The sequence below is a fragment of the Pseudomonas sp. S1_E05 genome (assembly GCF_056337105.1).
This window is the reverse complement of the sequence record NZ_JBFRHM010000001.1, coordinates 4,055,888-4,081,070: the sequence shown is the minus strand read 5'-3', so window position 1 is coordinate 4,081,070 and position 25,183 is coordinate 4,055,888. Positions and strand designations below refer to the sequence as shown.

General features: G+C 61.2%; 20 protein-coding genes and 1 pseudogene. 8 read left to right on the top strand and 13 right to left on the bottom strand.

Annotated features, from left to right (window positions below; translation table 11 throughout):
• Positions 1-127 precede the first annotated feature (127 nt).
• From cobG to AB4N33_RS18855, 6 genes are all read left to right on the top strand, one after another.
• On the top strand, positions 128-1,435 hold the full coding sequence (gene cobG, locus AB4N33_RS18880; protein ID WP_476457990.1) for a precorrin-3B synthase: 1,308 nt from the start codon (positions 128-130) through the stop codon (positions 1,433-1,435).
• Positions 1,428-2,054: a precorrin-8X methylmutase gene (locus AB4N33_RS18875; protein WP_476457989.1), complete on the top strand. Its 627-nt coding sequence runs from the start codon at positions 1,428-1,430 to the stop codon at positions 2,052-2,054. The genes cobG and AB4N33_RS18875 overlap by 8 nt, the downstream gene beginning before the upstream one ends.
• Complete coding sequence (locus AB4N33_RS18870) at positions 2,054-2,785, top strand: precorrin-2 C(20)-methyltransferase (protein WP_460118466.1); 732 nt, start codon at positions 2,054-2,056, stop codon at positions 2,783-2,785. The genes AB4N33_RS18875 and AB4N33_RS18870 overlap by 1 nt, the downstream gene beginning before the upstream one ends.
• A complete protein-coding gene (gene cobJ, locus AB4N33_RS18865) occupies positions 2,785-4,482 on the top strand; it encodes a precorrin-3B C(17)-methyltransferase (protein WP_476457988.1) in 1,698 nt (565 codons plus the stop codon). Before AB4N33_RS18870 ends, cobJ begins: the two co-directional genes overlap by 1 nt.
• 171 nt (positions 4,483-4,653) lie before the next feature.
• Positions 4,654-5,406: a hypothetical protein gene (locus AB4N33_RS18860; protein ID WP_476457987.1), complete on the top strand. Its 753-nt coding sequence runs from the start codon at positions 4,654-4,656 to the stop codon at positions 5,404-5,406.
• A 91-nt stretch (positions 5,407-5,497) separates the two neighbouring features.
• A complete protein-coding gene (locus tag AB4N33_RS18855) occupies positions 5,498-6,220 on the top strand; it encodes a hypothetical protein (protein WP_476457986.1) in 723 nt (240 codons plus the stop codon).
• Here AB4N33_RS18855 and AB4N33_RS18850 read toward each other — a convergent pair.
• The 13 genes and pseudogenes from AB4N33_RS18850 to gcbA form a co-directional block, all read right to left on the bottom strand.
• Complete coding sequence (locus AB4N33_RS18850) at positions 6,189-6,785, bottom strand: MarC family protein (RefSeq protein ID WP_460118458.1); 597 nt, start codon at positions 6,783-6,785, stop codon at positions 6,189-6,191. The genes AB4N33_RS18855 and AB4N33_RS18850 overlap by 32 nt on opposite strands.
• A 64-nt stretch (positions 6,786-6,849) precedes the next feature.
• Positions 6,850-9,627, bottom strand: coding sequence for a hybrid sensor histidine kinase/response regulator (locus AB4N33_RS18845; protein ID WP_476457985.1), 2,778 nt, complete (start codon positions 9,625-9,627; stop codon positions 6,850-6,852).
• A 99-nt stretch (positions 9,628-9,726) separates the two neighbouring features.
• Positions 9,727-11,022: a phosphoribosylamine--glycine ligase gene (gene purD / locus AB4N33_RS18840; RefSeq protein WP_476457984.1), complete on the bottom strand. Its 1,296-nt coding sequence runs from the start codon at positions 11,020-11,022 to the stop codon at positions 9,727-9,729.
• A gap of 169 nt (positions 11,023-11,191) precedes the next feature.
• Entirely contained in the window at positions 11,192-12,799 is a 1,608-nt protein-coding gene (gene purH / locus AB4N33_RS18835; RefSeq protein WP_460118452.1) for a bifunctional phosphoribosylaminoimidazolecarboxamide formyltransferase/IMP cyclohydrolase, read from the bottom strand.
• A gap of 75 nt (positions 12,800-12,874) precedes the next feature.
• Positions 12,875-13,196, bottom strand: a pseudogene (gene fis / locus AB4N33_RS18830) (DNA-binding transcriptional regulator Fis).
• Complete coding sequence (gene dusB / locus AB4N33_RS18825; protein WP_476457983.1) at positions 13,193-14,203, bottom strand: tRNA dihydrouridine synthase DusB; 1,011 nt, start codon at positions 14,201-14,203, stop codon at positions 13,193-13,195. The pseudogene fis and the gene dusB overlap by 4 nt, the downstream one beginning before the upstream one ends.
• A gap of 185 nt (positions 14,204-14,388) precedes the next feature.
• Entirely contained in the window at positions 14,389-15,624 is a 1,236-nt protein-coding gene (locus AB4N33_RS18820; protein WP_476457982.1) for a DUF3426 domain-containing protein, read from the bottom strand.
• 30 nt (positions 15,625-15,654) lie between these two features.
• A complete protein-coding gene (prmA, locus tag AB4N33_RS18815) occupies positions 15,655-16,533 on the bottom strand; it encodes a 50S ribosomal protein L11 methyltransferase (protein ID WP_476457981.1) in 879 nt (292 codons plus the stop codon).
• Between the two features lie 174 nt (positions 16,534-16,707).
• Positions 16,708-18,066 carry an acetyl-CoA carboxylase biotin carboxylase subunit gene (gene accC / locus AB4N33_RS18810; protein WP_460118444.1) on the bottom strand — a complete coding sequence of 453 codons (1,359 nt, stop codon included), beginning with the start codon at positions 18,064-18,066 and terminating at the stop codon, positions 16,708-16,710.
• Positions 18,067-18,083: 17 nt separating this feature from the next.
• Positions 18,084-18,542, bottom strand: a complete 459-nt coding sequence (gene accB / locus AB4N33_RS18805; RefSeq protein ID WP_460118442.1) for an acetyl-CoA carboxylase biotin carboxyl carrier protein — start codon at positions 18,540-18,542, stop codon at positions 18,084-18,086.
• Positions 18,543-18,566: 24 nt separating this feature from the next.
• Positions 18,567-19,022: a type II 3-dehydroquinate dehydratase gene (gene aroQ, locus AB4N33_RS18800; RefSeq protein ID WP_371052193.1), complete on the bottom strand. Its 456-nt coding sequence runs from the start codon at positions 19,020-19,022 to the stop codon at positions 18,567-18,569.
• A gap of 288 nt (positions 19,023-19,310) precedes the next feature.
• The gene (locus tag AB4N33_RS18795; RefSeq protein ID WP_476458836.1) at positions 19,311-20,354 is read right to left on the bottom strand and encodes a methyl-accepting chemotaxis protein; all 1,044 of its coding nucleotides are present in this window, start codon (positions 20,352-20,354) and stop codon (positions 19,311-19,313) included.
• A 954-nt stretch (positions 20,355-21,308) separates the two neighbouring features.
• Positions 21,309-22,979: a diguanylate cyclase GcbA gene (gcbA, locus tag AB4N33_RS18790; protein ID WP_460140368.1), complete on the bottom strand. Its 1,671-nt coding sequence runs from the start codon at positions 22,977-22,979 to the stop codon at positions 21,309-21,311.
• A gap of 459 nt (positions 22,980-23,438) precedes the next feature.
• Here gcbA and AB4N33_RS18785 point away from each other — a divergent pair, with 459 nt between their 5' ends.
• Together AB4N33_RS18785 and AB4N33_RS18780 are read left to right on the top strand one after the other, a co-directional pair.
• Positions 23,439-24,506, top strand: a complete 1,068-nt coding sequence (locus AB4N33_RS18785; protein WP_460118437.1) for a DUF2333 family protein — start codon at positions 23,439-23,441, stop codon at positions 24,504-24,506.
• Between the two features lie 3 nt (positions 24,507-24,509).
• Positions 24,510-25,067: an NUDIX hydrolase gene (locus AB4N33_RS18780; RefSeq protein WP_460140367.1), complete on the top strand. Its 558-nt coding sequence runs from the start codon at positions 24,510-24,512 to the stop codon at positions 25,065-25,067.
• The last annotated feature ends 116 nt before the right edge of the window (positions 25,068-25,183 follow it).

Genomic DNA, 25,183 nt, shown 5'->3' with positions numbered 1-25,183 from the left:
CGTAGCGCCAATGCTCTGGTCGTCCGACAGGCTTTTCATCCCCCGTTGCAAAGCAGGCATAATACCGGCCCCTTCGCCCGCGAAGTGCTCGCCACCTGTACGGGTCATGCCCTTGAACGAACGCCTGATGTCCACCGCAGTACGCCCCTCGGCCTGTCCGGGATTACTCCGTATCGTCCCGGCGCTGGACGGCGGCATCTGTCGCATCAAGCTCACGGGCGGATCGATCACCAGCGCCCAGGCCGAAGCGGTGGCCAGCGCCGCGCAAGATTTTGCCAGCGGTGCGATTGAAGCGACCAACCGTGCCAATCTACAGATACGCGGGATCGGCGAGGAACACGCCGCGTTGATCCAGCGCCTGCTGGCGGCCGGCCTGGGCCCTGACAATGCGGCGGGTGATGACGTGCGCAATCTGATGCTCAGCCCCAGCGCCGGGATCGATCGGCACAGCCTGTTCGATACCCGTGCGTTGGCCGGGCAAATCCTCGCCACGGTGCAGCGTCACGAACGCTTCCATGACCTGAGCCCCAAGTTCGCCATGCAACTCGATGGCGGCGAGGCGCTGGCGATGCTCGAACACCCCAACGACCTTTGGCTTTCGGCCTACCGGCACGATGGCGAGTGCCGGTTGGCGTTTGGTCTGGCGGGATGCCCCACGGATGCTCCGGTCGGCTCGGTCGCGCTGGGCGATGGCCATGACTTGATGGTGGCGGTGCTTGAATTGTTCCTTGAGCTGGCAGCGCCCGAGCAGACGCGGATGCGCCATTTGCTGGCCGACATGACGCCCGAGGCCTTCGTGGCGCGGCTGGCCGAACGGTTGAGCATTGAGCCCGTCTGCGGCTGGAAGCGTGCCACGCACTCGACGGGGCTGCACATGGGCGTGCAGGATCAGGCGCAAGCCGATCATGTCTACGTCGGTGCCGTGCCGCCACTGGGACGGCTCGATTGCGCCATGCTTCGTGGTGCAGCGCGTCTGGCGCGGCAATACGGCGACGCCACCCTGCGATTTACCCCGTGGCAAAGCGTGCTGTTGCCGAACGTGCGCCGTGAGCACGCTGATGAAGTCCTGCGCGTCATGCATCAGTTGGGCTTGTTGTGCGACGCCGATCAGGCGCTGTCGCAGTTGATTGCCTGCACCGGGTCCACCGGTTGCGCCAGAGGCCTGGCCGATACCAAGGGGGACGCCCGGCAACTGGCTGCCCTGTTGCAACGCCACGGCGATGCGGTGAACGTGCACCTGAGCGGTTGCCCGCGCTCCTGCGCCGCCGCGCATATCGCCCCGGTCACATTGCTGGCGGTCACCCCCGGTCACTACGACCTTTATTTTCGCGAAGCGGGGCAGCCGGGTTTCGGCGCCCTGCACGCACGCAACCTTACTATTGACGCGGTCGACGCCTTGCTCGACGCCCGCTCACGGAGCCCGCTTGATGCTTGATTACATTCGCGACGGTCAGGAGATCTATCGCAACTCCTTCGCGATCATTCGTGCCGAGGCCAACCTCGCGCGTATCCCGGCGGACCTGGAAAAACTCGCGGTCCGTGTGATTCACGCCTGCGGCATGGTCAATGCCATCGATGGTTTGCAGTTTTCTGCGGGTGCCGGCAAGGCCGGGCGCGATGCGCTGGCGGCCGGCGCACCGATCCTGTGTGATGCACGGATGGTGTCCGAGGGCGTCACCCGGGCGCGCCTGCCGGCCAACAATCAGGTGATCTGCACCCTGCGCGATGAAAGCGTGCCGGACCTTGCCCGCGAACTGGGCAACACCCGTTCGGCCGTCGCCCTGGAGCTGTGGCGCCCGCACCTTGAGGGAAGCGTCGTGGTGATCGGCAATGCGCCCACCGCGTTGTTCTACCTGCTGGAAATGCTTGATGCCGGTGCGCCGAAACCGGCACTGATCCTGGGCTTCCCGGTCGGTTTTGTCGGAGCTGCCGAATCCAAGGCAGCACTTGCGGCGGACAGCCGGGGCGTGCCGTTTGTGATCATGCAAGGTCGACTGGGCGGTAGCGCCATGGCGGCTGCAGCGGTCAATGCCCTCGCCACGGAGGTCGAATAATGCAGCCACGTGGACGTTTGATCGGCCTGGGCGTCGGCCCTGGTGATCCGGAACTGATTACCGTCAAGGCCCTGCGCCTGCTGCGTGAGTCGCCGGTGGTGGCGTACTTCGTCGCCAAGGGCAAGAAGGGCAACGCGTTCGGCATCATCGAGGCCCACTTGCAAGCGGCGCAGACGCTGCTGCCATTGGTCTACCCGGTGACCACCGAAGCGCTGCCGGCACCGCTGTCGTACGAACAAGTCATCAGTGATTTCTACGATGCGGCCAGCGAAGAGCTGGCGACGCACCTGGACGCCGGCCGCGACGTGGCGGTGATCTGTGAGGGCGACCCGTTCTTCTACGGCTCCTACATGTACCTGCACGATCGCCTGGCCGAGCGTTACGAAGCCGAAGTGGTGCCGGGCGTGTGCTCGATGCTCGGTGGCGCGTCGGTGCTCGGTGCGCCGCTGGTGTATCGCAATCAGAGCCTGTCGGTGCTCTCCGGGGTGTTGCCCCACGACGATCTGAAGCGTCGTTTGGCCGATGCCGACGCGGCCGTCATCATGAAGCTGGGGCGTAACCTGCCCAAGGTACGTGAGGTGCTGCAAGAACTGGGGCTGGCTGAGCGTGCGTTGTACGTCGAGCGCGCGACCATGGCCAATCAGAAGATCGTGCCGTTGGCAGACGTCGAGCCGATGTCCTCGCCGTATTTCTCGCTGATTATCGTTCCGGGTGAAAGGTGGCAAGGCTGATGACACGTCCAGCACCGGCAATTGTCATCCTGGGCAATGGCAGCCTCGACACCGCGCGCAGGATTCAACAGCTGTACCCCGGCGCCCTGGTCCATGGGCTGGCCGAACGGGTCGAAGGCGCAGATCGTCCTTATCGTGAGTTTGGCGCGACCCTGCGCGAACTCTATCAGCAGGACACGCCAATCATCGCCCTGTGCGCGGCCGGCATCGTCATTCGCACCCTGGCGCCCTTGCTGCTGGAGAAAGGCGTAGAGCCGCCAGTGCTGGCCGTCGCCGAGGACGGCAGCGCCGTGGTCCCGTTGCTGGGTGGCCTGAGTGGCGTGAACGCCATGGCGCGGGAAATCGGCGCGGGGTTGGAGGTGGCGCCGGCTATCACCACCAGCGGCGAACTGCGTTTCGGCACCTGCCTGCTCAACCCACCCAGTGGGTTTGCGCTGGGTGATCTGGAGTTGGGCAAGCGTTTTGTGTCCGATCTGCTCGCCGGTGAAACGGTGCGCATCGAAGGTTCGGCGCCGTGGTTGGCCAGCGCGCAACTGCCTGAAGATCCACGCGCGCGGCTGGCGGTTCATGTCGGGCATGCCGAGCGCGCACCCACGGCCAATGAACTGCTGATCTATCCGCGTAACGTGCTGGTGGCGGTGAGTGCCGGCGTGGCCAACCCGTCGCAGGCGATCCGCGAGGCGCTGCATGAGGCGAGGATCGCCGTGCAATCGGTGGCGCTACTGCTGGCGGCCGATCGGGACATGGCCGACCCGACGTTGCGTGAAGCCGCCCTTGAATTGGGTGTGCCGCTGCGTTTTGCCGGTGACAGTGCCACGGTGGGCGAACTCGCCCGCAGCGCCGTTGGCCAGCCGGTGTCGATGTTCGGTGATGACCGCATCGCCATTGCGGTGGCCGAACAACCGCTGCAGGCGCTGTTGATCGGTCGTCCTCGCGGGCGCCTGGCGGTGATCGGGCTGGGGCCAGGGGCTGCCGAGCTGATGGTACCGGCGGTCAAGGCTGAGTTGGCCCGGGCCAATGATGTGCTCGGCTATGAAACCTACGTACGCATGGCCGGCCCGTTCCGCGACGATCAGGTGCTGCATTGCACCGACAACCGCGAAGAGATGCAGCGTGCTCGGCACGCCTTCGAGCTGGCCGCCCAAGGTCGCTCGGTGGTGGTGGTTTCTTCGGGCGATCCGGGGGTGTTCGCCATGGCGGCGGCGGTGCTCGAGGCGCTGCACGAGTCCAGTTCCGAGGCCTGGCACAACGTTGACCTGGAAATCCTGCCGGGGGTGTCCGCTTCACTGGCGACCGCCGCCCAAGCCGGGGCGCCGCTGGGGCATGACTTCTGCGTCATGTCGCTTTCGGACAATCTCAAGCCGTGGGCCATCATCGAAAAACGCCTGGACCTGGCGGCACAAGCCGACCTGGCGCTGGCGTTCTACAACCCGATCTCCCGCTCGCGTCCCTGGCAGTTGGGGCGTGCACTGGAGATCGTCGCGCAGCATCGTGTTGCGCAGACGCCCGTGGTGCTGGGGCGTGATGTCGGCCGGCCCGGACAGACCTTGCGGGTTACCACGCTGGGGCAACTGACTCCCGATCAGGTCGACATGCGCACGATGGTTTTGGTCGGCTCTTCGACCACCTGCCTGTTCCCCCGACCCGACGGTGGTGTCTGGGTGTATACGCCACGTTGGTATGGCAACAAACCTTAAACTCATTGGAAGCCGGCGCAACGCCGGCTTTTTAACGGGCGCTTTATATTAACTTCTGACAATAATTTAAATAACTTGGTTGCATCGTTGTTTTGACTGTCGTGGGTTGGGTTGTTAGTTTTCCTTTGTCTGCAAGAGGCAGATCAAACTAACAACAGGATAGTAAACAGAATGATTGAAGCAGAAGTAGGCGCAGCTTTTGATTTTGCTGCGCAACGTGATTATTTTGCGGTGGAAGTCACACCGAAAAAATGGGATGTAAGTGTTGACCAAAGTTTGGGCGGTGAGAGTGACTCTGCCGTATTGGGTTCGACCGTTGCCGCTTACGATGAGGCGCTGTCGGAGGAAGAGCGAGCGGCATTTGACGACACCATTCTTTATGCGGAAATTCGTGCTGACGCGTTCAATCGCGAGACCCAACGTCGTGAATGGTATCGCGAATACAGCAAGGCCCTGACTATGTGCGGTTGGCCCACGGTCAATGACCCTTACAGGGAGTACGTCAGTCAGGAACTGAATTTCACCATGGATGAAGCGGCGCTGCAGATTATTTCACTGGTGGCCGGCGCGGATAAACTCAAAATACTGCCGCTTATTTCTTCGGCCTTTAATTCATTGGAGAAAAATGACGGCGCCATAAAACTGGTTGAGCATAAGAGTAAAAAGAACAAGTCTGCCAACTTTCAAATTGTCCCATGCGTTTCTTTGGGTGGTCGCCCAACCATGATCGCATGTGCCATGCAGTTGGAAGCCAGCGATGTTCTGACCAAAGTATTGTTCTTCAAGTTTAAGCGCGAGCAAGTCAAAATTTACAATGCCGCCACTCGCCGTACATTAAATCGTCGCGCCTATGATGTCGTCAAGGACTTGGTCCAGTCAGCGGTTCACAAGAAACGTCTTGAATACTTCAAGACCCAACTTTAAAAATACAACGACTTTCGGTCGTGAAGTGTTTCGTTGTTGTCTTTGCATAATTTAAAGGTGAGACATGGAGAGTCATCGTCAGGAGTCCTTTGTGGGTTCCGGTTTGCTCGGTGTGTTGTCCGCAGGTTTGGACGCCCCGATGAAATGCGACATCCTGTATTCGTTGCTCGCTGCGCGATTGATGGCGGGAACTTCGCCTGTGAGCCGTTCCGATTTTGCCCATGACACCTTTGTCCAGGCCATTAAGCGGTGCGGCTGGACGCTGAGGCGGGAGCAGTGGTCGGAACCGGTGTTTGAGCACCTGCTCGCCGTCACGCCGCAGGATCTGATCACCCGGGCGATGGACGACGTAGCGCTTCTCGAGCAGCGCGATGTGGCCTGCGAAGCCTTGGCGGCATTGGCTGAGCTAGCGATGGATTCGCCCGCACGCCTGCTTTATCAGCAGGGGTTGATCAGTGAGTCCGTCGTCGCGCTGGCGCAGGGCGAAGAACGGCGGACCCGAGTTCGGCTGCGGTTTGCCGTGAGTACCCGCCACGCCTGCATCGAAGTGTTTTATCTGTCGTTTGAAACGACCCAGAGTGCAGAAGGGAATTGGTTGGCGCAGGCCTTTGCACCCCAATGTTTCACCTCGACGGTGACGGTCCAGCACCACTCATTCGAGCTCGCAGCCAGGGCGTTCGCCAGCAGTCGAGCACAGTTGGTGGCCTTTGTCGGGGAGCATGCGTTGATGGCCGTCAGGCCAGCACCCGCGTTATCGGGCGAGGATCGGGCCTGCGGTGCCGTCAGGGCACCAGATAGCCCTTCACCCCGGTAAAGATAATCTGGGCCGCGAGTGCACAGACAAACAGTCCCATCAAGCGGCTGACAATCTGCAAGCCCTGGTCACCGAGAATGCGTTCAATACGGTTCGACAGGTAAAGCACCACCCCAACGGTGAAGCTGGCCAGGGCAATGCTGAGGATGGCGGTGAGCTTGTCGTCCCAGTGAGGCTGGCTGACGCCCATCACCAACAGCGCGCCGATCGTGCCGGGGCCGACGGTCAGGGGAATGGTCAGCGGGACGATCGTGACGTCTTGCTGCACGTTGTCGGTCTGTACCGCCGACTTGCCCTGGGCCATGCCCAGCGCCGAAATGAACAATACGCTGCCGGCGCCGATGCGGAAGGCATCCACGGTGATGCCAAAGACGCTGAAAATTATCCGCCCGAACAGATACAGCAGGACACTGGATACCAGCGTGGCGATCGCCACTTTCCAGGCCAGCCGGCGTTGTTCCTTGCGTGAATAACCGCGGGTCAGGCTGATGAAGCACGACAGCACGAAGAACGGGCTGTAGAGCACCAGCATCTTCAGGTAAACGCTGAACAACACGTGGAGCATGGGGCAGGCTCACTGGCGAGGGAAGTCGTGGGGGAGTCTATCAGGCGTCGCGCAGTCTGTCGGCTCAGGACGTTTGGGTGGCTGCTCGATTTTGCTGGTCGCGCTGGGCTACCCAGTGTTCGATCAGTTCGCGCAGCTGTGACAGCTCGACCGGTTTGGCCATGTGCCCATCCATGCCGGCCTGGCGTGCACGCTCCTTGTGTTCGGCGAGGATATGCGCGGTCAACGCCACGACCGGGGTGCGAACCCGCTGGTTGCTGACTTCCCAGGCGCGCAATTGCTGGGTGGCGGAGAAGCCATCGAGAATCGGCATTTCGCAATCCATCAAGACCAGGTCGTAGCGCTGCGCCTTCATCGCCTGCAAGGCTTCCTCGCCATTGCTGGCGGTGTCCGGTTGCAGGTTGAGCTTGCCGAGCATGCCGCGAATGACCTTGGTCGAAATGCTGTTGTCTTCGGCCACCAGAATGCGGAAGTCGCTGGGTACCTTGACTGGCAACGGCGGGCCGCTGGGCATCTGCGGCGAAACGGCCTGGCCCTTGTTGCGCTGGTTCAGCTCATCGGCCAGGGTGGTTTTGAGGGTGTAGCCGGCCACGGGTTTGGCGAGGATGCGCTTGATCCCGGAGTTGCGCGCGATGATCTTGCTCGGGGCGTTGCTGATGCCGGTAAGCATGACCAGCAGGATATCGTGGTTCAGGCTCGGGTCTTCCTTGATCTTGGCAGCCAGTTGCATGCCTGTCATGCCGGGCATGTTCTGGTCCAGCAGGACCACGTCGAAGTAGTCACGCAGGTGGGCCTTGGTGCGCAGCAGTGCCAAGGCTTCCTTGCCCGAAGGCACGGCGCTGACGTTCAGGCCCCAGGCGCTGCACTGCTGCACCAGCACCTTGCGGCAAGTGTCGTTGTCATCCACCACCAGCACTCGAGCACCCTGCAGCGGACCATCGAGGTCGGAGGTCGGATGTTCGAGGCGGTCGGGGTCCAGAGGGAGGGTCAGCCACAGCGTACTGCCCTGGTTGGCGCCACTCTTGATGCCGAACTCGCCCTGCATCAGACGTATCAACTGACGGGCGATCACCAGCCCGAGGTTGCCGCCCAGGCGCGTGGTGGACAGGAAGTTCTTGCTGTGCAGTTCGGTGTGCATCAGCGCGTCGCGTTCTTCGGCGTCCATCGGTTCGCCGCTGTCCTGCACGGCAATGCGCAGGCGAGGGCGAGCGCTGCGTTCGTCGAGGGCGACGACGATCAGGATCTCGCCTTCATCGGTTTTCTTCAGGGCGTTTTCCACGAGGCTCAGCAGCGTCTGGCGCAGGCGCGTCGGATCGCCGCTGATGACCCGTGGCACTTGCGGCTGGATGAAGCTGATCAGCTCCACGTTTTGTTGTTCGGCCTTGGCGCGGAAGATGCTCAGGCAGTCCTCGATCAGTGCATTGAGGTCGAATTGCACATCATCGAGCTCGATCTGCCCGGATTCGAGCTTGGAGATGTCGAGGATTTCGTTGATCAGTGTCAGCAGTTCGTTGCCGGCACTGTGGATGGTTTGCACATAGTCGCGTTGCTTGACCGACAGCGGTGTGCCCAGCAGCAACTCGGTCATGCCCAGCACGCCATTCATCGGGGTGCGGATCTCGTGGCTGATCTTCGCCAGGAATTCGGCCTTGGCGTTGATCTCGGCATTGCTGGCGGCGAGGTCGCGGCTGACGCTGAAGCGGTCTTCGGTGATGCTGCGCTGACGCTCGCTCAGGGCGATGCTCATCAGCAGCCCGCTAAGGCAGATGAACGCCAGCAGCGCGGTGATCAGACCCTGCGGCTCGATGAGCGTCAGCCCCATCAGGGCCGGGAGGATGATCAGGATGCCGAGGTTGAAGACCACCATGCCGGCCACGAACAGCCGCGCCGGACGATAGCCTTTTTGCCAGTGCCAGGCGCTGACGAACAGCATCGTCAAGCCGGCGAGAGCAACGAGGGCGTAGGTAATGATGTTCAGCGGCAGTGTGTTGACGAACAACAGCAGCAGGGCACAGATGCCGATGAATAGAATTTCACCCTGCAGCAGCTTGTTCAGCGGATGGGGGCCGAGCGGTGAAAAGAAGCGGTACGCAAACATCAATCCGCAGGGAGCCGTCAGTATCAAGGCAACGTAGGCGCCCGGTGTCTGCAGGCCGTGCCAGTCTGGTAGCCAGGGAGCGGCAAGGTTAAGCAGCAAGCCCAGGCTTAGCATCAGCAGCGCTTCGCAGCCCGCCAGCCACAGGCTGCTGCGCGAGCGGCTGTAACCGTAGCGGATCAGGTTGTGCAGGATCAGCATGCCAATGCAACCGAACAGCAGGCCGTAGATCAGCGTCTGGTTGTGATTGGCCGCGGTCAGTATCGCCGATTGCAGGGTGATATAAGGTCGCATCTGGTGTTCGGACACCAGGCGCAGGTAGACATCGAGAGGCTTGTCGCTTTGCGGCAACGGCAACATGAAGTCGCTGTTGGGCAGCCGACGTTCGGTCTGGGGCTGTTCGCTGCCGGTGTTCAACTGGTCGATCAGCTTGTCGCCGTCGAGCACGTAGAGATTGAGGTGCGACAGGTCGGGGGCAAATATCCGCAGCAACTGTTCGTGTTTGCCGGGTGCCAGCCTGAAGCGTAGCCAGAGCGCACCGCCGGGTTCGGCTGCGCTGAGGCGATCGAGTTCGGTAGGGCTGAATTGATTGATATAGCGAGCGGAGCGGATGTCGCTCAGTTGCAGGTCGCCCTGTTCGTCGAGCAATACTGCCCAGCCACTGCCTTGCGCGGCCTGGGCCGACAGCATGAAGAGCAGTGTCATCAGCGTGACAGTGAAACCTATGGCAATCCTGAGCCAGCGCACGGCGAAATCCCTTCGTAGGTTGATGCCAGAATATAACTATGCGCGGCGCCGGAATAGTCCGGCAAGGGCCTGAAACCCTTGCCCGACCGAATGAAACGCTTATTCCTGATTTTCGCCACGCTCGCGGGCAATGGCACGGTAGCCAATGTCCTTGCGATAGAAACAGCCTTCCCAATCAATCTTCGCTGCCAGTTTGTAAGCCTGCTGCTGGGCGGCATCGACGCTGGCGCCCATGGCAGTCGCGCAGAGCACCCGACCACCGGCGGTCACTACTTGACCGTCCTTGAGCGCAGTACCGGCGTGGAAAACTTTGCCTTCCAGGCCGGCCGCAGCATCCAGACCGTTGATGGCCGCGCCTTTAGCGTAGTCGCCAGGATAGCCGCCTGCCGCCAACACGATGCCGACGCTTGGACGCGGATCCCATTGAGCTTCGACCTTGTCCAGGGCTTGTGCCAATGCAGCTTCGACCAGCAACACCAGGCTCGACTGCAGGCGCAGCATGACGGGTTGGGTCTCAGGGTCGCCGAAACGGCAGTTGAATTCGATAACTTTTGGGTTACCAGCCTTGTCGATCATCAAGCCTGCGTACAGGAAACCGGTGTAGACATTGCCTTCATCGGCCATGCCGCGCACGGTCGGCCAGATCACCTGGTCCATGACGCGCTGGTGCACTTGGCTGGTGACCACTGGCGCTGGCGAGTAGGCGCCCATGCCGCCGGTGTTCGGACCGGTATCGCCGTCACCGACGCGTTTGTGGTCCTGGCTGGTCGCCATTGGCAGCACATTTTTGCCGTCGACCATGACGATGAAGCTGGCTTCCTCGCCATCCAGGAACTCTTCGATGACCACGCGCGAACCGGCGTCGCCGAAGGCATTGCCCGCAAGCATGTCGCGAACGGCGTCTTCGGCCTCGGACAGGGTCATGGCCACGATCACGCCTTTACCGGCGGCCAGGCCGTCGGCCTTGATCACGATCGGTGCGCCTTTTTCGCGCAGGTAAGCCAGGGCCGGCTCGATTTCGGTGAAGTTCTGGTAGTCGGCGGTCGGGATCTTGTGGCGCGCCAGGAAATCCTTGGTGAACGCCTTCGAGCCTTCCAACTGCGCTGCACCGGCGGTCGGACCGAAGCAGTCCAGGCCACGGGAACGGAACAGGTCAACGACGCCGGCCACCAGCGGCACTTCGGGGCCGACGATGGTCAGGGAAACATTCTTCTCGGCGAAATCGGCCAGTTGCTCCAGGGCCAGGACGTCGATGGCGACGTTCTCACACTTGGCTTCAATGGCGGTACCGGCATTGCCCGGGGCCACGAAAACCTTCTGCACGCGCGGATCCTGAGCCACTTTCCAGGCCAGGGCGTGTTCACGGCCACCGCTGCCAATGATCAAAATGTTCAAAAGAAGACTCCTTTGGAGAAGCTACAAGCTACAAGCTGCAAGTAAGAGCGGATACCCGCGACCTTCAATTGCAGCTTTGGCTTTAAATTGTTCGGGCTGCACCTACAAGCAGGGCTGAATCAGGTCTGCTCTTCACTTGTAGCTTGCAGCTTGGGGCTTGAAGCTGCACTCAGTGCCTGAAATGGCGCATGCCGGTGAACACCATCGCGATATTCGCTTCGTCCGCCGCAGCAATCACTTCCGCATCACGCATCGAACCACCCGGCTGGATCACCGCAGTAATACCGGCCTTGGCCGCATTGTCCAGGCCATCACGGAACGGGAAGAACGCATCCGACGCCATGACCGAGCCGGCGACCTGCAAGCCGGCGTGTTCGGCCTTGATGGCCGCGATACGGGCCGAGTTCACGCGGCTCATCTGGCCGGCGCCGACACCGATGGTCTGACGGTTCTTGGCATAGACGATGGCGTTGGACTTGACGTATTTGGCCACTTTCCAGGCGAAGATCAGGTCGTTGATTTCCTGTTCGGTCGGTGCACGCCGGGTGACGACTTTCAGGTCATCGGCGCCGATCATGCCGATATCACGGCTCTGCACCAGCAAGCCACCGTTGACGCGTTTGTAGTCCCAGGCAGCGGCGCGGTCGGCCGACCATTCGCCACAGGCCAGCAGGCGCACGTTGGCTTTGGCGGCCACAATGGCGCGCGCTTCTTCGCTGACGCTTGGTGCGATGATCACTTCGACGAATTGACGCTCGACGATGGCCTTGGCGGTTTCAGCATCCAGTTCGCGGTTGAAGGCGATGATGCCGCCGAAGGCCGATTCGGTGTCGGTAGCGTAGGCCAGGTCGTAAGCCTTGCGAATACCGCCTTCGGCATCCGGGCTGACCGCCACGCCGCACGGGTTGGCGTGCTTGACGATGACGCAGGCCGGCTTGACGAAGCTTTTCACGCATTCCAGCGCGGCATCGGTGTCGGCCACGTTGTTGTACGACAGCTCCTTGCCCTGCAGCTGGGTAGCGGTGGCGATGCCGACTTCAGCAGGCTTGGCTTCCACGTAGAACGCCGCGCTCTGGTGCGGGTTCTCGCCGTAGCGCATTTCCTGGGCCTTGATGAACTGGCTGTTGAAGGTGCGCGGGAATTCGCTGCGACCGGAGGTCGAGAGGGTGTCAGCGGCCTGGTTCACGGTGCCCATGTAGTTGGCGATCATGCCGTCATAGGCGGCGGTGTGTTCGAACGCCTTGAGCATCAGGTCGAAACGTTGAGCATACGTCAGGCCGCCGGCCTTGAGGTTTTCCAGGACGTTGGCGTAGTCGCCGGCATTGACCACAATGGCCACGTCTTTGTGGTTCTTGGCGGCGGAACGGACCATGGTCGGACCGCCGATGTCGATGTTCTCGATCGCGGTCGGCAGGTCGCAGCCTGGCTTGTTGATGGTGGCTTCGAACGGGTACAGGTTGACCGCTACCAGGTCGATTGGCTTGATGCCGTGCTCGTTCATGATGGCGTCGTCAGTACCGCGACGACCGAGGATCCCACCGTGGATTTTCGGGTGCAGGGTTTTGACCCGACCGTCCATCATCTCTGCGAAACCGGTGTAATCCGCGACTTCCACTGCGGCAACGCCGTTGTCACGCAGCAGCTTGAACGTTCCGCCGGTGGAGAGGATCTCGACGCCGAGGGCTTCAAGCTCCTTGGCGAACTCGAGGATCCCGGTCTTGTCAGAAACGCTGATCAAGGCGCGGCGGATCGGCAGGCGGGTAGTCTGGTCGGTCATCTCAATTTCCATCAAAAGTGTCAGCAAAAAAGGCGACCGGTTTTACGCGGGCGCCTTTCTGGTTTGATTGAATGCTTACAACAAGTCGTACTGCTTGAGTTTCTTGCGCAGGGTGCCGCGGTTGAGTCCGAGCAGCTCACTGGCCTTGGTCTGGTTGCCCTTGACGTAGTTCATCACGCATTCGAGCAGGGGGGCCTCGACTTCGGATAGCACCAGGTTGTACACATCCAGTGACGGCAGCGCCCTCAAGGTGGGCGAAATAATTGTGCAGCGCCTTCTCGACATTGCCGCGAAGGGTCTGACCTTCTTCGCTGGGCGTATTGAGGTGCTGTTTCAAATTCACGTTGTCGCTCACGGGCGTTGTTCCACTCACTAAAGTCTCAGTCATCATCGTCATGCGGCCACCCCTTCTCCGTCCCCTGTCAGGCTCTTATAACGTTCGGCGAAGAAGGCCTGAACGTTGGCGCATTGTGCTTCCGTATCCTGCAAACGATTGAAGTGGGCGCGAAACTCCCTGGCGCCCGGCAGGGTTGCGAGATACCAGCCCACATGCTTTCGAGCGATCCGTACCCCCATCACGTCTCCATAGAAGGCGTGCAGGGCAGCCAGATGCTCTAGCAGAATGCGTTCCACCTCGATCAGCTCCGGCGCCGGAAGTTTTTCACCGGTACGCAGGAAATGGTCGATCTCGCGAAAAATCCATGGCCGCCCCTGGGCAGCCCGTCCAACCAGCAATCCATCGGCACCCGTCGCGTCCAGCACGTAGCGGGCCTTCTCTGGAGAATCGATATCGCCATTGGCAAAAACCGGCATCGACACCGCCTGCTTGATCGCGGCGATGGTGTCGTATTCGGCAAAGCCGGTGTACAGGTCGGCACGGGTGCGGCCATGGACCGCCAACGCCGTGATGCCTGCCTGCTCGGCGATCTTCGCCACCGTCACACCATTCTTGTTGTCCCGGTCCCAGCCGGTGCGGATCTTCAGGGTGACCGGCACATCGACTGCGGCCACCACGGCCTGCAGGATCTCGGTCACCAATGCCTCATCCTTCAACAGGGCGGAACCGGCGGCCTTGTTGCAGACCTTTTTCGCCGGACAGCCCATGTTGATATCAATAATCTGCGCGCCCATCTCCACGTTGGCCCGGGCCGCTTGCGCCAGCATCTGTGCATCACCACCGGCGATCTGTACCGAGCGTGGCTCGGGATCACCTTCGTGGATCATGCGCATGCGCGACTTGCGGGTGTTCCACAAACTCATGTCGCTGGTGACCATTTCCGAGACTACTAGTCCTGCGCCCAGTCGCTTGCACAGCTGACGAAAGGGCTGGTCTGTGACACCCGCCATCGGGGCGAGGATCAAGCCGTTGTGCAATGTGTATGGACCGATGCGTACCGCCGACATAGGACTTCCCTGTTGTGGGGCCGGATCATGAGAGTTCGAAAAAGGGTTGGCATGATACCCGCTCTCGATGACCGGATAAAGGCTGAATTGAACAAAATCTGAACAGTTATTCCGTTATCGCCAGCGGTTTGGTATCAGCGGTATCTGTCAGAAATGTGCCGTCAAACCCGCAGCACTGCACCGTTTCACTCGGGCGAGTGGAAGCTCAGGCTGTAATTAACGGCTTTTGTACCTGGATCGAGAATGTCCAGGGCGATGTGGATCGGCGTCTGTGGAGGCATTTCTGCCATCCCTTCGAGGTCGCCGCTCAGGTATTCGCCGGGCTTGAAGCGACGACTGGCGATCAGGTGACCGTTAAGGTCGGCAAATCGCAGCTCCAGGAGGGGGAAGGGCTGGGAGAACGGGGCGCGGTTGTAGATGATCGCATCGACCACCAGAGCGCCATTGAATTCCGGATGGCTGCGCACCACCAGGTTGCTGCTCTTGATTTTTGCGATGTCGACCTTGGACGGCACCGTGCAGCCGATCTGCGGGCAGAGCTGCTGAAACCAGGGGCGATACTGATCCTGGCGGGCCAGTTCATCGAAGTGGTAGGCGATGTATTGGCCGACGAGCGCGCCAGCGCCGACCAGAATCAGCAGCAGCCAGAGAAGGCGTCGGCCCCAGGGTGAGCGGCGTTTCTGCCAGTCGAGTTGCAACGGGTCGTCAGTCAGGTCCTGCAGGACCTCGGCACGCATCACCGGTTCGCGGCGTTTGCGCAGGGGTTCGATGGACGGCAGGTTGTCGTCGAGCGGGTCGTCGGCTGCTGACAGCCGTTCGTGGTGCAGAGGTGCGTCGAGCGGGTCGTTCAGGCGCAGTTGCACAAGTTGCGGCGTTTCGTCGCGCTCCTCGTCCAGGTCCTCGGGTTCCAGGGACAGCGAGGGTTCGGTGCGCGAAGGCCTGGCCTCGAGGTCTGGCTCGATGTCCGGTTCCGGGGTGACCATGGCCTCGTTGGCGGTTTCGTCGCGTTCAGCGGGCGATTGGCTGAACAGGCTGTCGGACCAGGGTTCTTCGTCTGGTTCAACGCTATCGCGGCGGGCACTCAGGCTGTCTTCGCGGTGGTGACCGAATTCGGTGCTCGGCTGGATTTCCCGTTGTTCAAGGCGGGCGAGTTCGCCGTCCAGGTCCAGCGTATCCAGATCCAGTTCGGCGGCGCTCCACTGCTTTTGGCTGACAGCTCGCGGTTCTGGCGCCTGGGTCACGGCCGGGGCCACGGGTGTCACCGCTTCCTTGCCGGCCTGCTCCAACAACTGCTTGGCGGCGTTGAAGACCTGCAGGCACGATCCGCAGCGAACCACTCCGCGGGCCACGCTCAATTGAGCATGGCTGACACGGAAGCTGGTTTGGCAATGCGGGCACTGGGTGACGAAGCTATCGGTCATGCGACGATCCGGATTATGCAGGTGTCCATTCTAGCGCCGACGGCCGGTGATGCGCACCCAGCCATCACGATTGGCGATCGGATCCAGGTCGAAGTCCTGTGTGTAGGCGGCGGCGACTTCTTCGCCTTGTTCGGCGAGGATGCCCGACAGCGCCAGGCGACCACCCGGCTTGACCAGGCTCGACAGTTGCGGGGCCAGGGATACCAGCGGGCCGGCGAGAATATTGGCGACCAGCACGTCGGCCTGAACCTGCGGTAGATCTTCTGGCAGGTACAGCGGGAACAGGGCGTCATCGATGTTGTTGCGCCCGGCGTTGTCACGCGATGCTTCCAGCGCCTGCACGTCGATGTCGGTCCCCACCGCTTCCTTGGCGCCCAGCAGAAGGGCGGCAATGGCCAGGATCCCCGAACCGCAACCAAAGTCCAGCACGTTGCAGTCCTTCAGGTCCTGGCCGTCGAGCCACTCCAGGCACAGCGCGGTGGTCGGGTGGGTGCCGGTGCCGAAGGCCAGGCCCGGATCGAGCAGCAGGTTCACAGCGTCAGGTTCCGGGGCGGCGTGCCAGCTGGGCACGATCCACAGGCGCTGGCCGAAGCGCATTGGCTGGAAACCGTCCATCCAGCTGCGCTCCCAGTCCTGGTCTTCAATGGCTTCGCTGTGATGTTCGGGTAGCGGGCTGCCTGTGAGCAGTTCGAGGTGGGCCAGCACGGCTGCGGCTTCGGTGCCGCCTTCGAACAGGGCCAGCAAATGCGTGTGCGACCACAGTGGCGTGGTGTTGAGTTCCGGCTCGAAGATCGGCTGGTCTTCGGCGTCCATGAAGGTCACCGACACGGCGCCCACTTCGAGGAACGCGTCTTCGTAGGTTTCGGCTTGTTCTGGGCTGATGGCGAGACGGACTTGCAGCCAAGGCATGGCGGGCACCTTTGAAAAATATTGATTGCAGCCTAGCGGCCTGCGAGAAGCGCGCAAGTTTACGCGAGCGCGCGGGGTTTGTGGGAGTGGCGTGGTTTCTGTAGGAGCGGGGCCAGATGGGCAAAAACAAAAAAGCCGCCCCGAGGGCGGCTTTGATGTGAACTGACTAAAAGCTTAGTGCTTTTCGCCAGCCAGCTTGTGTTCCAGGTAGTGGATGTTGATCCCACCCTTGCAGAAGCCTTCATCACGGACCAGATCACGGTGCAGCGGGATGTTGGTCTTGATCCCGTCGACCACGATTTCGTCCAGGGCATTGCGCATGCGCGCCATGGCCTCGTCACGTGTTGCGCCGTAGGTGATCAGCTTGCCGATCAACGAGTCGTAGTTCGGCGGAACGGCATAACCGCTGTACAGGTGCGAATCGACGCGAACGCCGTTGCCGCCTGGAGCGTGGAAATGCTTGACCGTGCCTGGGCTTGGCATGAAGGTTTTCGGGTCTTCGGCGTTGATCCGGCATTCCAGCGCGTGACCGCGGATGACCACGTCATCCTGGGTGAACGACAGCTTGTTGCCGGCGGCGATGCTGAGCATCTCCTTGACGATGTCGATGCCGGTGACCATTTCCGAAACCGGGTGCTCTACCTGGACACGAGTGTTCATCTCGATGAAGTAGAAACGACCGTTTTCGTACAGGAACTCGAAAGTGCCAGCGCCACGGTAACCGATGTCGATGCACGCCTTGACGCAACGGGCGAAGACTTCCTGGCGAGCCTTCTCGTCGATGCCCGGTGCCGGCGCTTCTTCGAGAACTTTCTGGTGGCGGCGCTGCAGCGAGCAGTCACGGTCACCCAGGTGAATCGCGTTCCCCTGGCCATCGGACAGGACCTGAACTTCCACGTGACGCGGGTTGGTCAGGAATTTTTCCAGGTAGACCATCGGGTTGCCGAACGCTGCGCCCGCTTCGGAGCGGGTCAGTTTCGCCGAGGAAATCAGGTCTTCTTCCTTGTGCACAACACGCATGCCGCGACCACCACCACCGCCAGCGGCTTTGATGATCACCGGGTAACCGACTTCGCGACCGATGCGCAGAGCGGTTTCTTCGTCTTCAGGCAGTGGGCCGTCGGAACCCGGAACGGTTGGAACACCAGCAGCGATCATGGCGTGCTTGGCCGAAACCTTGTCGCCCATCAGGCGGATGGTTTCGGCTTTCGGACCAATGAAGGCGAAGCCAGAGTTCTCGACCTGTTCGGCGAAATCAGCGTTTTCCGCAAGGAAGCCGTAGCCTGGGTGGATGGCGGTGGCGCCAGTCACTTCAGCGGCGGCGATGATTGCCGGAATGTGCAGGTAAGAGTGGGCGGCCGAGGCCGGACCGATGCAGACGGATTCGTCTGCCAGGCCCAGGTGCATCAGCTCTTTGTCGGCCTTGGAGTAAACGGCGACGGTCTTGATGCCCATCTCTTTGCAGGCGCGCAGAATCCGCAGTGCGATCTCACCGCGGTTGGCGATCAGAACTTTTTCCAACTTCGCAGTCATCAAAGTTTCTCCGCGGTTCAAACGATGGTGAACAGCGGTTGGTCGTACTCAACCGGCTGGCCGTCTTCGACGAGGATGGACTCGATTACACCGCTGGCTTCGGCTTCGATGTGGTTCATCATCTTCATGGCTTCGACGATGCACAGGGTGTCGCCTTTCTTCACGGTCTGGCCGACTTCAACGAAGGACGGTGAGGTCGGCGAAGATTTGCGATAGAAAGTACCGACCATCGGCGAACGGGCAACGGTGCCGTTCAGTACCGGTGCGGCAGCAGCAGCCGGGGCGGCAGCGGCAGCAGGAGCAGCGGCAGGCGCGGCAACCGGAGCCGGCATCGGCGCTGGAGCGTAGTACTGCTGGGCTGGAGTCTTGCTGTTACGGCTGATGCGTACGGACTCTTCGCCTTCCTTGATCTCGAGCTCGTCGATGCCGGACTCTTCCAGCAATTCGATCAGTTTCTTAACTTTACGGATATCCATGAATCATCAACTCCCAAGGGTCGGTCAGGGGCGTATAGCCTGTTGTTCAAGCTGCTCCAGGGCGGCCTCCAGGGCCAGTCGGTAACCGCTGGCGCCAAGGCCGCAGATCACTCCCACCGCTACGTCGGAGAAGTAAGAGTGATGGCGGAAAGGTTCGCGTTTGTGCACGTTGGACAAATGCACTTCGATGAATGGGATGCTCACCGCCAGCAGCGCGTCACGTAATGCGACACTTGTGTGTGTAAAAGCTGCTGGGTTGATCAGAATGAAGTCCACGCCTTCGCTGCGGGCCGCGTGGATCCGGTCGATCAATTCGTACTCGGCGTTGCTTTGAAGGTGCAGCAAATGATGGCCGGCGGCACGGGCGCGTTGTTCCAGGTCCTGGTTGATCTGGGCCAGGGTCGTGGCGCCATAGGTGCCCGGTTCGCGGGTGCCAAGCAGGTTCAGGTTGGGGCCGTGCAGCACCAGTAGGGTCGCCATCTGCTGTTCCTTGTTATCCGAATGCATGTGTCAGAACCCGGCGACTATGCCGCAAAGCCTTTATGACTGTCCAGTTCTATGCAATAGGCAGCACGATGGCCGATGATTGCGCGAGATATGTGACTGGGCGGTGAAATCCGGTCAGTTTGAGGATGTTTGTGTATTGGAGTTGGGGGAGGATAGCGGAGAGTTGTGGATTGCGCTGGGATGCAAGTGAAGGGGAGGCCAAACCGGCCTCATCGCGGGCTTGCTCGCGAAGGCGGCCGGTCAGTCAACACATGATTTGGATCAGACCCGAAACGCCTGAACCGCCGTATCCAACCGCCCACCCAGCACCAGCAAGTGCTCCCCTTGCTCGCGCCCTTCACCAATACGCAGCAGGTTGTCCCCGCCCAATTGGTGAATGCGCTCGCTGTGATCGCGAATTTCGCTAACCGCGCCACTTTGCTGCGCGGTGACATCGGCGATGCGGATCGCAGTGTCGGCGATGGTCTGGATCGCGCCGACGATTTTGTCCAGCGCACCATCGGCTGCCTGGGCCTGGCTGGCAGTGGCTTCGGCGTGTTCCACCTGGGCGCGCATGCCTTCCACCGACTCGCGCGCCGCACTTTGCAGGCCGGCGATCAGGGTCTGGATCTCGGCCGTGGCGCCCGCCGTGCGTTGCGCCAGTGAACGGACTTCTTCAGCCACAACCGCAAACCCTCGGCCCATTTCGCCGGCGCGGGCGGCTTCGATGGCGGCGTTCAGGGCGAGCAGGTTGGTCTGGTCGGCAATCGAACGGATCACCGTCAGTACGCCACCAATGGTCGCCGACTCCTCGGCCAGGTGCTCGATCATTTGTGCGTTGCCTTGTACTTCCTCGACCAGCGCATGCAGGCCGGTCAGGCTCAGGCCAATGACTTCCTGCCCGTGTTCCACCGCCAGCCCGGCATGGCGGCTGGCGTCGGCAGCCTGGCTGGCATCGCCAGCGACCTGTTGAATGGTCGCCTCCAGTTCACCGAGCGAGTCGCGAATCAACGCGGTATCGCCGGCCTGATGCTCGGCGCCGTCGTGCAGTTCGTTGCTCAACTCAGCGAGCGTCCGGCTGGTACCCGAGACTTGTTCGGCGTTGAGGCGAATGGTGCCTACCAGGTCGGCGAGGTAGGCGCGCAGGCGGTTGAGCGAGGCCTGGATATCATGCAGCTCGCAGTTGGTCTTGCCCAGTTCGATGTCCCGGCTGAAGTCGCCCTCGGCCCAGGTCAGCAGCGCGGGCGCGAGATTGGTCAGGGTCCGGGCCAGGCGCCGTTGCAGCGTGTCGATCAGCAGCGCGATCAGCAGAATCAGGCCAATCATCACGCCTTGCATCAGTCGGACTTCACTCTGAATCTGTCCGTGCTGGGCGCGAACCACCGGTTCCAGCCCTGCGATCGCCTGCTGTACCTCAGCGATTTTCTGGTGCGTTGCGGCGCTCAGGTCGGTGCGCTTCTGGATCTGTTCGCGGGTGCGCTCAAGTTCGGCGGGGTAGCGAGTCAGCAGGCTATTAAGGTCGCGCTTGAGTCCGACGCCGGCATCCTCGGTCTCGGTTTTTTCGGTGTTTTCCAGGCCCATCATCGCGGCGAAATCGTCGGAACCCGATTCGTGGGTACTGGCAACGCCGAGCAGCGGCAAGGCGTTCAGCAGCTCCGCTTGTGTGCGGATGCTGGTGACTTCGCGTTCAACATCCGCCGCCAGTTCGCTGCGACCGCTGCTGACCAGCTTGTCCCGCGCCAGAGACAGTTTGCCCAGGTGCTGGGAAGCGGCCAGCAACGGTGTCAGATACGTCGCGTGACCGCTGGCGTACTGGCTGAGCTGATCGAGACTGGCTCCGAGTTCCCGTTCGGCTTGCAGCAGCAGGGCCTGAGGGTCGCCAGCGAGTTTCCCAGCGGCCAGCAGATCGGTTCTGCTGAATTCATCCAGGTTCTTAAGGCTGGGGCGCAAGGAGTCGGCCAAGGGCGGGGGCAACGCGCCCAGTTCCTTTTGCAGTGTTTCGATTGCCTGGCTGGCACCGCTCAGGCGCAGTGCGTCACCGCTGGCGAGGTAGTCCTCGACGTTGCGCGCGACTTCATTCTGAAACTGCTGGGACAGACCCAGGTAGCGCTCCATCAACAGATAAGGACGTTCCAGGGCTTTTTGCGACCACCACAGGGTGACGCCGAGGGCGACGCACACGGCGACTAAAAGGAGGGTATTGAAATTGGTCAGCAATTTGAGGCGCATCGCGGACTACCAACGGCAGAATGGTAAGTCCGTGAAGTTATTGCGATTGTGTTACATGGTTATGACGGATTCGGTCGATTCCGATGAAAAAGTGGCACTTTGCTTTGATGTCCGCGCCGCATGCACCCGATTGCGTCCGGCATGCTTGGCGCGATACAGGGCTTCGTCAGCCTGACTCGCCATCATCAGGCTGTCAGAGTCCTCGCAGAGTTCAACCACTCCGGCGCTGAACGTGCACCACAGGTCCTGGGGCTGGGCCGGGTAATGAATCTCGGCAAAGCGCTGACGGATCTCGTCGAGTACGTTGTGAGCCGCTTCGATATCGGTGTCGGGCATCACGATGGCGAACTCTTCGCCACCGTAACGACCGATGAAGTCGGTCTTGCGCAGGCGTTGCTTGAGAAACAGTGCCAGGCTCTTGATCACTCGGTCGCCCATGGGGTGGCCGTGGCTGTCGTTGACTCGTTTGAAGTGGTCGATGTCCAGCATCGCAAAGCTCAGTGGCTTGTTCTCGCGGCGAGAACGGAAGCTGCAGTCTTCGAGTAGTTGCAGAATGTGCGTGTGGTTGTACAGGCCAGTGAGGCTGTCACGCACCATTCGCGCCTTCAGGTTGCGGGCCCGGGCTGCGCGGTTGCGCACCGTGGTGATCAGGTGCCGGGGCTTGATCGGCTTGGTCAGGAAGTCGTCGCCGCCCTCGCTCATGGCGTCGAGCTGTTTGTCCTGATCGTCCTCGGCGGACAGGTAAATGATCGGCACGCTGACGTAACGGTCATTGTGGCGAATCACCTTGGCCAGTTCGGTGCCGGTGCAGGTCGGCATATACATGTCGAGGATGATCAGGTCGGGCTGGAAATCGGCCAGTTCGGCCATGGCCTGGATCGGATCGATCAGGGTGCGCGTGACGATTCCGGCGCTGTTGAGCAGGCGTTCGGTGTGCAGCGCCTGGGCGCGGGAGTCGTCGATGACCAGCACTTTATAGGGCTCGTACTGCGCGACGCAGGTCAGGACTTCGATTTTCTCCAGCAGGCTCGAGGCTTCGAGAGTGCCGGTCAGGAACTCCTGGCCACCGGCGCGCACGGCGGCCAGGCGGGTGGGAGTGTCGGTTTCGTGCAGGCTGAAAAACAGCAGCGGTAATGGTTCGTCCAGGCCGACCTGTGCCTCGGCGGCCAGTTTGAGGCCGATACCAGGGCCGCAGAAGTCCACGTCCATCACAATGGCGGCAGGCAGGCGCTCGACCATCGACGATCGGAACGAGGCCACGCTGTCGAGGGACTGGGCGCTGAGCCCGAAAAATTCCAGTTGTTTGGCCAGGCGCTCGGCACGCTCGTGATCCTGCAGCATCACGTAGATCGGCTTGCGCAGGGGCGGCAGGAAGGTCTGTTCGAGTTGATCGCCGTGGCGCAGGCCGGTGCGTGACAGGCGCTGCATCAGGCGATTGAGATCGGTGATCAGCCCGCTGCTCAAACGTCCGCGATTGGCGTCGACCGCTTCCAGGGACAAGCCGATGTTGCGTGCCAATTGGGTATGTTCCGGTTGCTCGAAGCGCTCGGCGAAACGTAGCAGGCGCAGATTGGCCTCGCTCAATTCCGCCAGATCGGCGATGGACCACTCACTGCGTTGCAGGCGCTGCCAGATCTCAAGAATTTGACGTGCCTGATGAATTACCCGCTGGGCAAAGTGATGCTTGAGGCGATCGCGGCTTGGGTCTTCTGGCTCGGTCATATCCTGACTACTAGGTAGGGTGCATGCTGAGGTCGACTGGTGGCTCTATGCTAGCACCTCTTTTCGCCGGGATGAGTGTCGTACGTCAATAATCTGCAACCTGACCGCATTCATTTTCTGACTTGGCGGTCCTCAAATGCCTGTTCGTTGTTGGGTGCGACCCGTAAAACGGGTGCTGCGAGGATTTTCGGCCACGAGTTTACGAAGGTCTGCGCGATCCTCGTTGCCGGGCCATTGTGTTTTTCAGTGGTCTGGATCCTATCGGGGATCTAGGCTGGCAGGGGTCAGGGATTCCCCTAGAGGTCATCGTGACAAGCGTCAGCACCGAAACCAGCCTGCGCTACCCGGCGCCAGATCGATATTGCGTCCGGATAACTCGACGACAGGTGCCGGGCAAAGGCACGTTGTTGTATGGTTGTGGTCGAACCGTTGAACCCAAGTGATTGAAAGGACATCGCCATGCTGGACTGGAAGAACCGCGCGGGCAGCGCGCCTGAACGACCTGCTGAACCGAAATCGGCCACCCGCAGTTACGTTGGCGGACTGCTGTTCAGTCGCGCGCTGGCCACGCTGATCGGTCTCTATCTGCTTGTGACCATTGCGCTGGGTTGGTACTGGAGCCAGGAGCCAGCATTGTTCCCGGTTCAACAGAATGCCCAGATCGCCGCCGAGAAAGAAGGCAAGCAGATGGTCATCGGGTATACCACCGTGGAAACCCTCAAGACCGTCGCCGATACCCTGCTGACCAAACCAGGTGGCTATATTTCCAACGACCGGTTCCCGCCGGGCCTGTGGATGGATAACACGCCGAGTTGGGAATATGGCGTGCTGGTCCAGGTCCGCGACCTGACGCGCGCCTTGCGTAAAGACTTCGCCCGCTCGCAATCGCAGTCGGCCGAAGACGCCGATCTGGCAAAAGCCGAACCGCGTTTCAACTTTGACAACAAAAGCTGGGTGCTGCCGTCCAGTGAGTCCGAGTACCAGGAAGGCATCAACTCCCTGAACCGCTATCAGGCGCGCCTGTCTGACCCGACGCAGAAAAACGCGCTGTTCTACGCTCGCGCCGACAACCTGAACAACTGGCTTGGCGATGTCGGTACCCGCCTGGGTTCGCTGTCGCAACGTCTGTCGGCCAGCGTCGGTCGGGTCAAGCTGAACACGGCGCTGAAGACCGAAGTCGTCGCACCGGGCGAAGTCCCGCAGGTTGACGAGGAAATTGTCGAGACGCCGTGGATGCAGATCGACAACGTGTTTTATGAAGCCCGCGGCCAGGCTTGGGCGCTGTCCCATCTGCTGCGCGCCATCGAAGTCGATTTCGCCGATGTGCTGGCTAAAAAGAACGCGACGGTCAGCGTGCGTCAGATCATTCGTGAGCTCGAGGCCTCGCAAGAGCCGGTGTGGAGCCCGATGATCCTCAACGGCAGCGGCTTCGGTGTGCTGGCCAACCACTCGTTGGTGATGGCCAATTACATTTCCCGGGCCAACGCCGCCGTGATCGATTTGCGTCAACTGCTCAATCAGGGCTGAGTCATGGTCGATAACGTGAGGGAGGCCGCCCATCGCGCGGCTTCCGATGCCGAACAGATTGCCTGGGTCGATGAGCAGGACAACCTGATCGGCTCCCTGGTGCGCTCCGACCTGCGCGAGCGCGGGCTGATCGGGCGCGGCACGTACATCATGCTGTTCAATACCGCCGGTGAGCTGTGCGTACACCGGCGTACCCTGAGCAAGGCAATTTATCCAGGTTACTGGGACGTCGCGGCGGGAGGCATGGTGCTCGCCACTGAAACCTACGCCGAGTCGGCTGCCCGGGAGCTGGAGGAAGAGTTGGGGGTGAGCGGCGTGGAACTGACAGCCCACGATCATTTCTTTTTCGAGGACACGGATAACCGGCTCTGGTGTTCGGCATTTTCCGCCGTGTGGGACGGGCCCCTGGTCCTGCAACCGGAGGAGGTGCTGGAAGCGCGTTTTATCCCGGTTGAGCAGGTCATGCAGGAAATTCAGCAAAAGCCCTATTGCCCGGACTCCCTGGCCGCCTTGAGGCGCTATCTGCGCACTCACGGTGGCGACGTCGCAAAGGAGGCATAAATTGGCGCCGATTGGCTCTTAGCAATCGGCGTTTTTGCCGTTACACTGCGCGACCTTTTCAAACTGTAACGTTTCACAGTACCTGTAAGGGCGAGCACGCTCGCGTGGGGTGTCAG